Source organism: Arthrobacter sp. UYEF3 (genome assembly GCF_040546245.1).
GTDB lineage: Bacteria > Actinomycetota > Actinomycetes > Actinomycetales > Micrococcaceae > Arthrobacter.
This window is the reverse complement of record NZ_JBEPNK010000044.1, coordinates 1-11,493: the sequence shown is the minus strand read 5'-3', so window position 1 is coordinate 11,493 and position 11,493 is coordinate 1. Positions and strand designations below refer to the sequence as shown.

Annotated in this window: 12 protein-coding genes and 1 pseudogene; 7 read left to right on the top strand and 6 right to left on the bottom strand. The window is 62.9% G+C overall.

Features of this window, described 5'->3' with window-relative positions; all coding sequences use genetic code 11:
• The 3 genes from ABIB14_RS18260 to ABIB14_RS18250 form a co-directional block, all read right to left on the bottom strand.
• Positions 1–368: AAA family ATPase (locus tag ABIB14_RS18260; RefSeq protein ID WP_354237322.1), on the bottom strand; the 368-nt coding region annotated here is incomplete at its 3' end.
• Positions 365–1,810 carry a DDE-type integrase/transposase/recombinase gene (locus ABIB14_RS18255; RefSeq protein WP_354237321.1) on the bottom strand — a complete coding sequence of 482 codons (1,446 nt, stop codon included), beginning with the start codon at positions 1,808–1,810 and terminating at the stop codon, positions 365–367. The genes ABIB14_RS18255 and ABIB14_RS18260, both read right to left, overlap by 4 nt.
• Before the next feature lie 48 nt (positions 1,811–1,858).
• Positions 1,859–2,524: a hypothetical protein gene (locus tag ABIB14_RS18250; RefSeq protein WP_354237320.1), complete on the bottom strand. Its 666-nt coding sequence runs from the start codon at positions 2,522–2,524 to the stop codon at positions 1,859–1,861.
• A 213-nt stretch (positions 2,525–2,737) separates the two neighbouring features.
• Here ABIB14_RS18250 and ABIB14_RS18245 point away from each other — a divergent pair, with 213 nt between their 5' ends.
• The 7 genes from ABIB14_RS18245 (at position 2,738) to ABIB14_RS18215 (ending at position 9,367) form a co-directional block, all read left to right on the top strand.
• Positions 2,738–3,499, top strand: a complete 762-nt coding sequence (locus ABIB14_RS18245; RefSeq protein WP_354237319.1) for an ABC transporter permease — start codon at positions 2,738–2,740, stop codon at positions 3,497–3,499.
• Complete coding sequence (locus ABIB14_RS18240; protein ID WP_354237318.1) at positions 3,496–5,376, top strand: dipeptide/oligopeptide/nickel ABC transporter permease/ATP-binding protein; 1,881 nt, start codon at positions 3,496–3,498, stop codon at positions 5,374–5,376. The genes ABIB14_RS18245 and ABIB14_RS18240 overlap by 4 nt, the downstream gene beginning before the upstream one ends.
• Positions 5,373–6,194 carry an ATP-binding cassette domain-containing protein gene (locus tag ABIB14_RS18235; protein WP_354237317.1) on the top strand — a complete coding sequence of 274 codons (822 nt, stop codon included), beginning with the start codon at positions 5,373–5,375 and terminating at the stop codon, positions 6,192–6,194. Before ABIB14_RS18240 ends, ABIB14_RS18235 begins: the two co-directional genes overlap by 4 nt.
• Before the next feature lie 43 nt (positions 6,195–6,237).
• Positions 6,238–7,746, top strand: coding sequence for a beta-N-acetylhexosaminidase (locus ABIB14_RS18230; RefSeq protein WP_354237316.1), 1,509 nt, complete (start codon positions 6,238–6,240; stop codon positions 7,744–7,746).
• Positions 7,743–8,495, top strand: a complete 753-nt coding sequence (locus tag ABIB14_RS18225) for a copper homeostasis protein CutC (protein WP_354237315.1) — start codon at positions 7,743–7,745, stop codon at positions 8,493–8,495. Before ABIB14_RS18230 ends, ABIB14_RS18225 begins: the two co-directional genes overlap by 4 nt.
• 122 nt (positions 8,496–8,617) lie before the next feature.
• A complete protein-coding gene (locus tag ABIB14_RS18220) occupies positions 8,618–9,019 on the top strand; it encodes a YidH family protein (protein WP_354237314.1) in 402 nt (133 codons plus the stop codon).
• 3 nt (positions 9,020–9,022) lie between these two features.
• Positions 9,023–9,367: a DUF202 domain-containing protein gene (locus ABIB14_RS18215; protein WP_354237313.1), complete on the top strand. Its 345-nt coding sequence runs from the start codon at positions 9,023–9,025 to the stop codon at positions 9,365–9,367.
• A 155-nt stretch (positions 9,368–9,522) separates the two neighbouring features.
• Here ABIB14_RS18215 and ABIB14_RS18210 read toward each other — a convergent pair.
• The 3 genes and pseudogenes from ABIB14_RS18210 to ABIB14_RS18200 form a co-directional block, all read right to left on the bottom strand.
• Positions 9,523–9,769 (bottom strand): annotated as a pseudogene (locus ABIB14_RS18210) (transposase); the annotation flags it as partial.
• 505 nt (positions 9,770–10,274) lie between these two features.
• Positions 10,275–11,027, bottom strand: coding sequence for an amino acid ABC transporter ATP-binding protein (locus tag ABIB14_RS18205; protein WP_502909698.1), 753 nt, complete (start codon positions 11,025–11,027; stop codon positions 10,275–10,277).
• A gap of 5 nt (positions 11,028–11,032) precedes the next feature.
• On the bottom strand, positions 11,033–11,493 hold a 461-nt coding region (locus tag ABIB14_RS18200), incomplete at its 5' end, for an ABC transporter permease subunit (protein ID WP_354237311.1).

Sequence of the window (11,493 nt, the reverse complement as noted above, 5' to 3'; positions counted from 1 at the left end):
TCGTCCAGTTCCCCGGCGAGCAGGGACGCGGTCTGGTGCGCCAGGACCCCGGAGTAGAACGCTGGCTGTCCGCCGAGGGCGGTCACGATCTGGGACTGGATCCCGCGCATGCCGATCGTGGGGTCCGCGATGTAGATGACCTGGTGGCGGGATGCTTCGAGTTGGGCCAGTGCGGCGCGGACGGCGACGGTCTTGCCGGCGCCGACCTCGCCGGTGACCACGCCCATCTGGCGCTGCGCGACGCACCATTGGATCCGGGCGACCGCCTCACGGTGCCCGGGGTGCGGGTGCAGGGCCTGGACCGGGATGGAGCGGCCGAAGGGCATGGCTGTGAAGCCGTAGTGGGATTGCAGGTTTGAGATGCTCATTGGGGTCCTCCATTGGTTCCGGTCGCGCCGGCGCCGGTGGCCATCTTCTCGAAGCTGATCGGGGCGCCGGTCATCGCGGTTTTGTGGCGGGTTTCGACCAGGCGCAGGTAATCGATCCCGGAGGCGGCGTTCTTCGCCCCGGCGTCGGCGTCTTTGGCGGCGTTGGCGGCCTTGGGGTGGACGTGCCGGCGGATCTCGAGCAGGACCGCTTCCCCTGCCGGGACGCCGCCGGCGGCGGACACGGCGACGGGCCCGGTCAGATCGAACGGGTCATAGACCAGCTCGATGCGGGTGCCGGCCAGCATCGGGTCGACCTGGTAGGTGTTGCCCTGCAGGGACACCGTCGCGGTCTTGGTGACCTTGCGGGTCACGGACCAGCGGAACGCTTCGGCGATCACGTCCGGATCCCGGCGGTCCGGGCGCCGGTTTTCCCAGCCCGCGTCCCAGCGGGCCAGCGGCGTCATCGACGTGGTGGAGTGAACGGTGCGGTGGTAGACCATCTGCACCCAGGACGTGAACAAGGCGTTCAGTTCCTCCAGGCTGGCGACCGCGGTCCCGGCAGGATCCTCCCCGGTGCCCGGAACGGTCCTCTGGACCGGGGCGTCGAGCACGGTGATCTCGGAGAGGAACTGGGATGTCACGGTGTTGAAGAAGCGTTCGATCTTGCCCCTGCCCTGGGGCCGGTATGGCCGGGAATGGATCAGTCTGATGCCCAGCCGCGCGCAGATCCTTGCCAGGGACGAATCGACAAAGGCAGAGCCGTTGTCGACGTAGGCGGCGTCGGGGATTCCGTGGGTCTGCAGGGCCGGGCGGAGCGCGGCCGAAAGCCTCACGGCGTCTTCGGCGAACGCCCAGCGGGCCGCGGTCACCAGGCGGGAATGATCATCCAGGAACGCGAAGAGGTAGGTTTTCCGGCCGCCGATCCGGGGCCCGTGGAGCCCGTCGCCGACCCAGATCTCGTTCGGCCGGGCCGCTTCGAACCGGCCGGTGGCCTGCGCGGCCGTGCCGGTGGGGATGTCCAGGGTGCGGAAGTGGCGCAGCAGCGTGGATTCGGACGGCGCGTCGCCGAGGGTCTCGGCCATGATCCGCCGCACCTGCGCCGCGGTGCGGTGCGGACGCTCCAGCTTCAGCGTCGCTGCCAGGGACAGCACGGTCTCCGGGGTCACGGGGCCGGCGGCCCTTTCCCTCGGCTTGAGCCCGTCGAATCCCTCCCGTTGCCAGGCGCTGATCCACCGGTCCAGGGTCTCCCGGGAGTAGCGGACACTCTGCCCGGAAGGGCCGGTGTGCTCTACGGCGGCCAGGGCGCGGACCATGGGCCCGCGCTGGCGGGAGGTCAGCGACGTGTCCGCGGCCTCGCGGATGAGCTGGTAGCGGAACAAAGCGGTCTTTTCCGCCCGGTCCTTGCGGGCCAGGGGTCCGCGGTGCGGCTCAAATTCCGTCATGGGTCATTGTCCTTTTCAAGAGGTCAGGAAACGGTGGCCCCGGCAGGATCAGCCGGCGCTCCCTCCACCCTTGCCGCCCGGGGTATCAGGCATAAGGGCCAGCTCGTGTTGCTCCCGGTCCTGCCATCGGCCGGCGCTGAAGAAGAACGGACCCGCGACGGCGAGCCCTGCCGATTGCCACGCCAGGGTGGCGACGCCGAACCGGGCCGCCAGCACACCCGCATACGCCGTTACCGCGGACAGCGCCCGGCCGGCCTGTGCCGGGGCCGGGGCAGGCCAGAGTCCGGCCGCGTCCGCCCCGTCACGGTGGGAAAGAGCGGTGAACACTTCGGCGATCGGGCCGGCGGAAGTGGCGAACGCCCGCAGCCAGCCGCGCACCGTGGACGCAGGCCGGCCCAGCCACGCGGCGATCACCCGGTGCCCTGCCCCGCCGGCAGCCTTGGCCTCGATGGCGGAGGCGATCACTTCGGCCGTATCGGCCCGCCGGGCCGCCAGATCCACGCCCAACAGCACATGCGTGGCCGAACAATCCGCGCATCGCCCCCGGCGCGGACGCCCGCGCACCAGGGCCAGATCCGCGCCGGTGCCATGGCGGATCACCCGTTCCCGCGCCCAGCCCCACGGACGCAGCCTGCCCCTGCACCCCGGACACGCCAACCGCCCGCCGGCCAGATCCGACTCGACAGAGACAGCCTCATGATTTACCGTGAGCATCGGCGCGGCCTTACGCGTCAGAACGGCCGGCGTGCTGCTTCGAAACTCTCACGCCGGCCGTTCGCCTTATCCGGACGTCGTCAGCCTGACGCCGCCGACGAAGCTAAATCAAGACCCCGCGGCAAAAACCTGCATCGTCACCGCCAGAGACGCCCCTACCGCCAAACACTGCGACGCGTAACAAAACAGGCCGATCTGGGTCTGAAGGATCCCGTGATCATCCAGTACTTCCGATGGCTTGTGGGCGCCGCCGGAGGCAACCTCGGGAATTCCTGGTTCAACGCGGAATCTGTCAGCTATCTCTTGCTCAGCAGGGTCCCGGTCACGTTGTCCATCGCTATTGGTACCGTCGTTATGTCCACCCTGGTGTCGGTAGCGGTCGGGATTACGGCCGCACTTTATCGCGGTTGGACAGACCGGGCCCTGCAGCTAATTTCCATCGCCGGACTCGTATTTCCCGGTTTTTGGCTAGCTTTGGTCTTGGTGGCAAAGTTTTCCATCGAGTGGCAGCTGGTACCCGCCACGGGCTATGTCCCGTTGGCGCAGTCCTTCACGGGTTGGTTCCAGAGCTTGACGCTGCCCGTATTTTCACTTGCAATCGGTGCTGTGGCAGGCCTCTCGCAACAGGTCCGCAGTGCAACGATTTCAACCCTGGAAAAGGACTTCGTGCGGACCCTGCGCAGCAGGGGCCTATCTGAAGGCAGCGTGTTGTTTAGGCACGTATTACGGAACGCGGCCCCGCCAACGTTGACCGTCGTTTCTTTGAATTTCATCGCTCTTATGTCGGGCGCGGTCATGATTGAACGAGTATTTGCGTTGCCCGGTTTGGGGAGTATCGCGGTGGACGCTACAGGGGTGGGCGATATCCCCATAGTTTTGGGTGCTGTGGTGATCGCCGTGATCATCGTGGTTACCGTCAACCTCCTCATTGACCTGTTCAATGGCTGGCTCAACCCGAAAGTCCGTCTCGCATGAGCAACGTTGCAGATTCCCGCGCCCTGGCAAACCTGAACAAACTGACCGCGCGACAAAGCCTGTTGTCGCGCATCCTGGGGTCCCCCGTGGCCTTCGTTTCGTTGGGGACATTGTTGATCCTGATCGGGGCTGTGATCTCGGCACCACTGTTGACGCCCTTTGATCCAAACACGGGGGACATCGGCCAGGCCTTGTTGGGCCCCGGCCCTGAACATTGGCTGGGGACAGATAGCTCAGGACGCGACGTCTTCGCACGCATCCTTCATGGCGGTCGGAACACTCTGGGTGGCGCAGCCCTGGCACTTGCCGTAGCCAGTGTCCTGGGCGTGACAACCGGTCTCATTGCCGGATATCACGGCGGGAAAGTGGATACGGGCCTTGACTGGTATACCAACCTGGTCATTGCGGTGCCCCACATCATGGTGCTCTTGGCTGTGCGTGCGGCTTGGGGGAGCAACATCTGGCTCAGCATGACTGTTTTTGGGGTCCTAATGGCCCCCGGATACCACCGTTTGGTGCGCGGTATTGTCAGCGGAGTCCGCAACGAACTGTATGTGGATGCAGCACGCGTCTCCGGACTTTCGCTGCCCCGGATCCTAGGGCGGCACATCCTCATCGCGATCCGTGCTCCCATCATCATTTTCGCGGCCCTATCGGCTGTCGTTGTCATCGGAGTCCAAGCCGGGTTGGACTTCCTTGGACTTGGTGATGCCACGGTTCCCACTTGGGGAAACATGCTTAACGAAGCGATGGTCAACCTCTATATTGCGCCCGGGCTGATGCTGTGGCCGGGCCTGGTGCTTGGCGTTGTCAACGCAGCTCTGATCCTCTTCGGAAATGGTCTTCGCGATGCCCTCGAAGACAGTAAGCGGGTAAAGACCAGATCCCGTTGTCGTGGAAAGTCCACAACCGCTAAGCCGCGGGACCCGGCCACTTCACAGGCTGATACAACTGTTGAGGCCCTCGACGGGGACACCCGTGCCGGAGCCGGAACCGCCGTCGTCGGAGTTGCCGGCTGTGAGTTCGTCCCTGATGAGGCTGTGTTGGCGGTGCGGAATCTCAACGTCGGCTATCCTTCTGGCGACGGCCACAAGCTAGTGGTTAAAGGGGTTTCGTTCGGAGTCCGGCGGGGAGAAATCCTTGGACTGGTGGGCGAATCCGGCTCCGGCAAGACCCAGACGGCCTGGGCATGCCTGGGCTTGCTGCCGGCGGGTGGGCAGCAAGCCGATGGGAGCATCACTGTTTCTGGCCGTGATATGAGTACTTTGTCGGCCAGAGAGCGCCGGGGCATGCTGGGCAAAAGCATTGCGTACATCCCGCAGGAGCCCATGTCCAACCTGGACCCGTCGTTCAAGATCGGCTATCAGTTGGTGGAACCGCTCCGGCATCAGCTTGGATTGGGCAATAATGAGGCGCGGGACAAGGCCTTGGCTATGTTGGCCAGGGTAGGGATCTCTGACCCCGAACGGACCTTCAACTCCTATCCGCATCAAATTTCCGGGGGCATGGCACAACGGGTCCTTATCGCCGGCGCAGTGGCCTGCGACCCAGCCGTGCTGATCGCCGACGAACCCACCACCGCATTGGACGTCACTGTCCAGGCCGAAGTGTTGGACCTGTTGCGCGAACTTCAGCAGGAAACCGGAATGGCAGTGATCATGGTGACCCACAACTTCGGTGTCGTGGCGGACCTCTGCGACCGTGTCGCGGTCATGCAGCTGGGCAAAATCGTGGAGCAGAACGCTGTCGAAGCACTCTTCAGCAACCCCTACCACCCGTACACCCGGATGCTCCTCGGCTCCGGGCTCGAAGACAAAACACCCCGGACGCGCCTATTGCCTGCAGAGATGCCGGTCCTTGAGGAGACTAAGCCATGAGCGGATCACTGCTCGAGATCAATGACCTGGTCACAGAGTTCCCGATGAAGGGTTGGCGGAGACCGCCATTTCGTGCCTTGCGCAGCGTGAACCTGGATGTGAAACGTGGCGAGACCGTGGGGTTGGTGGGCGAATCGGGGTCCGGCAAAACAACCATTGGCCGCGCTGTCCTCGGGCTCGCCCCTGTGACGTCGGGCAGCATCAAATTCGATGGGCAGGACATCGCCCGCTTGGGCACCCGGGAGCGGCGCTCACTGAGCAAAGACATCCAGGTCGTCTTTCAGGATCCCTACACCTCACTTAACCCGGCCATGACTATCGAGGACATTCTCGCCGAGCCGCTTATTGTCCAGGGTGTGGACAAAAGTGCTGCCAGCGCCAGGATTGCCCGTCTACTGGACCGGGTGCATCTTCCTTCTGATGCCGCCGGCCGCCTGCCGCGGGAGTTTTCCGGTGGCCAACGCCAGCGCGTGGCGATTGCCCGGGCTCTTGCCCTTGAACCCCGGCTGATAGTCTGCGACGAACCGGTTTCGGCCCTGGACCTGTCAACCCAGGCCAGGGTGTTGGACTTGTTCCTGGAAATTCAGGAGGCCATAGGTGTGGCGTACTTGTTCATATCCCATGACCTGGCCGTGGTCCGCCACATCAGCCACCGGATTGCCGTCCTTTACAACGGGGAAGTCCTGGAGTTTGGCGACGCTGAGGCCGTATCGGAAAATCCGCAGAGCCCCTACACGCAACGTTTGTTGCTCGCTTCCCCGGTAGCTGATCCGATCCGCCAGAGGCAACGCCGCCAGGCGCGTCTTGCCTCCCTCTGACCCGGACGATCCAGCGCAAACGGCCGTGAAGGAAACTGCACCCATGACGCAAACGCACGCATCAACCCCGGATAACCAAATGTCCCTCAACGGCCTGGGAATCATTCCCGCACCGCAACAGTGGTCTCCTGAACCGGGGACGCTCACACTTGCAACCGGGTTCAGCCTCGCCTATTCGAACCAAGGACTGGCCCAGACAGCCGAACAGCTCTTGCAAGAAATTGCCGAGATATCCGGTATAACCGGAACGCGCGGCTCGCATGTGTCTCCAAGCACCGGGCCGGTGACCCCCGGAGGCATCAGCCTGGTCCTGGACAAGGCAATGGCATTCGACACCGACAACAGCACAGCCGACGCCGAAGGCTACCTGCTGTCCATTAGTGGAACCATCGAGATCCGTGCCAGAACGGCAGCGGGCATATTTTGGGGGTCCCGGTCACTACTGCAACTACTCCTCCAATCCCAGTCATTGCCCCACGGCACGGCTGTTGACTGGCCAAACTATCCTGTGCGCGGCTTCATGTTAGACGTAGGGCGCCGGTTCGCGGCACCGTCCTTCATCCGCGACTACATTCGCTTCATGAGCTGGTTCAAGCTGAACACGTTCATCATTCATCTCAACGACAACGAAATTGTCAAGGACTCAAAACGTAGCTGGGACGTGGCCCAGCAAGCTTTCCGACTCGCGACCGACAACCCGGGATTTGCTGGTTTGGCGGCCACCGATGGCGCCTACACGCGTGCGGATTGGGACTCCTTCGAAGAGCTCGCAGCACGCCACCACGTCAGCCTTGTGCCCGAGATTGACGTCCCGGCCCATGCCCGGTCCTTCATTAGCTGGATGCCGGAACTTGGCCTGGACGGCGGCAACTCAGACATGCTCGATCTGGCCAAACCAGCAACCACCGCGCTCATCAAGGCCGTCTTTGACGAGTTCACCCCCTGGTTCCGAGGAATGACCGTTCACTTCGGAGCCGACGAGTACGAGAGGGACCACGCCGAGACTTATCGAACCTTCTTCAACGACATCAGCGCCCACCTTCGCAGCCTGGGTAAGAATCCCATGGCATGGGGCAGCCTGACCACGATGTCCTCGGGCGCGGGGCCCGCCACAGCCGGCGGATACAGCCGGGATGTTGTCATCTGTTCCTGGAACAACGATTGGTACGGTCCACAGTCTGCCGTCGACGACGGCTACCGGGTGATTAACACCAATGACAACCTTCTATACATCGTCCCGTTTGCCGACTACTACCACGGCAAACACCTGGACGGACGCGCATTGTTCGAGTCTTGGGAACCTCACATATTCGGACCCGACGATGTACTTCGACACCAGCATCCTCAGCTCCTTGGAGCCGCCTCCGCCGTGTGGAACGACCTGGTACAGCTGAACTACGACGAACACACCATCCACAAAATGGTGGAGCCTACCTTCGGACTGCTGGCGCAGAAGATGTGGTCCGGCTCCAGCCACGGCCTGGTCTACGAGTCATTCATGGAGCGCATCGGATCACTCACCGACTGGCCAGGACGAACTTTCCTGCCGTGAACCAGCGATTGAAACTCGAAATCGCTGTTGTCGGGGCAGCCGGTGCCGGCATCGCGGCCGACGAAGGCGCCGACCGGATCGAACTCTGCAGCAGCCTGGAAATCGGAGGTATCACACCGACGCAGGGCCTCATGGAGGCGGCCGTTGAAGCTGTCGACCAACGCCTTGAGATCCATGCCCTGATCCGCTGCCGTCCCGGGAACTTCCACTACAGCCGACAGGAATTGGACACGATGGCGCGCGAGGCGAAGCACCTGATGGCCCAAGGTGCAAGCGGAATCGTGTTCGGAGTACTGACGGACCAGGGGAACGTTGACACTGAGGCAACCAGGCGTATCGCCGAGGCCGCCAAAGACATCCACCCGCTGGCGCAGCTAACCTTCCATCGTGCCATCGATCAGGCCCAACAGCCGCTGGCGGCCATCGATACCCTGGTGGAACTGGGATTTGACCGTGTGCTTACTTCTGGAGGCGCGCCAACAGCCGGTCAGGGGCTGGGGACGCTGCGGCGCATGTCCGTCCGGGCTGCCGGGGCACTTGAAATCATGGCTGGTGGTGGACTCACCATCAACGACATCCCATTTATGCGCCGCAGCGGAGTCGTTGCGGTGCACATGTCGGCCAAGAGAATCGTCTCCACCCTGCGGGCCGGCACGATTTCTTTGGGACAGTCCGACAGCGGCGACCCGACGGCATACATGACAACAGACCGGGCCATTCTGAACGCGGCCAGGTCCGCGTGCCAATAACCGGCGCCGGCCCCCTCGCAGCAGGAGACTAACGCGCGGCCGTCCTTGGGAACTTCAGGAACACCGACCGCACCGTATCGTCGAAATAATCCGGCGCTGAGCAAAGGAAAGAGAGACCCACATTGGCAGACGACAGCAGCGCGCAAGGAGGCGCCGGGCGTAGCGGCTTCTCCGCCCGGATCCTGCGCGACGGCAGCGAACCCGACCCCCGGTTCACCTTAGCGAACGAACGTACCTTCCTCGCGTGGATCCGCACGTCGCTGGCTATGCTCGCAGGCGGCGTCGCCGTCGAAGCGTTCATGGCCGACCTCTTCACCCCGGAACTACGGAAGACCCTCGCGGTGCTGCTCCTCGTTCTGGCCCTCCTCATCGGCGGTGGCTCTTTCTTCCGCTGGCTCAACGTCGAGCGCGCCATGCGCTGCAAGTCCCCCCTGCCCATGCCCTGGATCGCCCCGGTCCTCGCCGCCGGCGGCACCGCTGTCGCTGCCATCATGGTCGTCTTCGTTCTGGCACGAACGGCTTGAGCCATGGCGCAACGGGACGTCCCCACCCACGGCGATGCCGGTCTGCAGCCCGAACGCACCGACCTCGCTTGGAGCCGCACCACCCTGGCCATCATCGTCGCCGCCACTATCTTCCTGCGCTGGATGCCCCACCACGGCTGGTTCGTCGGTACCCTTGTCGCGGCCTCCATCCTCACCGCCCTGGCCATCCATCTCACCCGAAAACGCCGCGTCCATCGCGCCATCTACGGCATCAAGCAGGAAAGCATGCCCCCGGACATCACGTCCACGGCTGCAGTCGCGGCCAGCCTCGTGGTCCTCGCACTGCTGGGGATCTACACAGTCCTCTTTCTGCCGCTAAACCACTGACCCGGTGCGTTCCACGGGAAAGGAACTGCTACCCACAGACGACTTGAGCGAACCTCACGTTCCAAGTTGTCGGTTGTGACCAGCGCGGCCCTCGTTGGGTGTTCAGCCCCGGGTTTGGTGGAGGGTTTGTCGGCTCTTCGGACATCCGTTGGGGATCAGGGTATGAGTCCTCCGGCGGCCGGAGCATTCGGAGGCGGTAGTTGTCTAGGTGCGGTAGCCGCGGGCCAGGCGGCGGTGGAGCTCGATGATCCCGTTGATGGCTTCGGTGCCGCCATTCGATGAGCGTTGCGTGGTGAAGTACGCCAGAAACGCGTTGCGCCAGCGGCGCAGGACTCGGCCCAGGCGGGCTACTTCGGGGATCGGGCAGGTGTGAGAGGCCGCCAAGACCTTCTCGGCTCGCTGCTGTGTTTCGTCAACTTTAAGTCAGCGATAAGAATCCGGCCACCTCGGCAGGTTTCGAGGCCGGCGTCCCGCTCCAACCGAGTTATGCCGAGGTCTTCATCGCCCGAACCGCGAGGCGGCAACCCCATGATGCCGACCTCGGCATAACCAGGACCTCGGCATAAAATCCATCCAGTACCGCTACGGCGTCCTGGAGCTGGTCATCGATGGCACTCTTGTAGCGGGGTTAAAAGTGGCTCTCGTTGGATGCCAGTGCCGCGGTCAGTGCTGTTTGGGCAGCTCTGCCGGCAATGTATGTGGGGAGTTCGGCCACTGCGGCACGTAGCACCGGCGCAGCAGTAAGAGAGTCATGGGCGCTGGTCATTCTTGGATTCTTCCCATCGTGAGATTGCGGCATCGTGCGGCGATACCGGGGGAGGCTTTGGACTAAAAAAGGCGCCGGGCCTGCGTCAGCAACATGTGGATGCAGGCCCGGTGCTCGGCAGTTGGGTGCGGAGAAACTGCGTTACATCACTTTGGAAAGGAAGGATTTGGTGCGCACTTCCTGTGGGTTGGACAGCACCTCAGCCGGGGCTCCCTTTTCGACCAGATAACCGTTGGCCATAAAGGCCAGAGTGTCTCCGACTTCACGGGCAAAGCCCATTTCGTGAGTAACAACCACCATGGTCATGCCGTCGGCAGCCAGGTCACGCATAACCTCCAGGACTTCGCCTACAAGCTCAGGGTCAAGGGGGGAAGTAGGCTCATCGAAGAGCATTAATTTCGGGTCCATGGCCAAAGCCCTTGCGATGGCTACACGCTGCTGTTGTCCACCTGAGAGGGCTTCCGGTCTCTTGTGAGCGTGCTCGGCGAGACCTACCCGGGTCAGCAGCTCCACGGCTCTCTTTTTTGCATCGGCCCGGTTGATTCCGCTCACCCGCATCGGCGCCAGGATGACATTCTCCAAGGCAGTCATATGGGCAAAGAGGTTGAACTGCTGAAACACCATTCCGATGTGTTGGACCTGCCGTGCCACATCCCGCGGCTTCAGTTCCCGTAGTACGTTGGCGTCCCGTCGGTAGCCAATGGTCTCACCGTCAACGACGATTTGGCCGCCGTCAATGGTTTCCAGGTGGTTTATGCATCTGAGAAGTGTGCTCTTACCGGAACCGGACGGGCCCACGAGGCACAGGACCTCACCGGTTTGGACTTCAAGGTTGATGTCTTTGAGGACGACGTTTTCATCGAATTGCTTCCGAACATTGCTGATCATCACCATAGCGCTCATAGCTCAGCGCCTTTCGTCGTGGAGGGGGTTCGTGTGATGGCGAGGGCGCGTCGTCCGACACTTCGCCAGAAGCGGCCTCCCATAGGCCCACTGCCGGTGAGGCGCTGTTCGATCCATGCCTGCAATGCCGTGAGAATCGACACAACTATCAGGTACCACAGGCTCGCCACGACCAGAAGTGGAATGGTTTCAAAGGTACGCGCGTAGATGATCTGGGTTGAGTACAGAAGTTCGGTCATCGAGATCACGCTGACCAGTGAGGTGGACTTGAGGAGGTGGATCGTGTTGTTACCGAGCGGCGGGATGATGATGCGCAGTGCCTGCGGGAGGATGACAAACCGCATGCTTTTCGCCGGGCTTAGTCCTAGGTGCGTGGGTCGGTAGTGGTTTGACGGTTCCGCAGGTTTGAGCCGTGACGGCCCGGGGGCGGTCTCGTTTTTCTGGAAAGGGGGCGGGC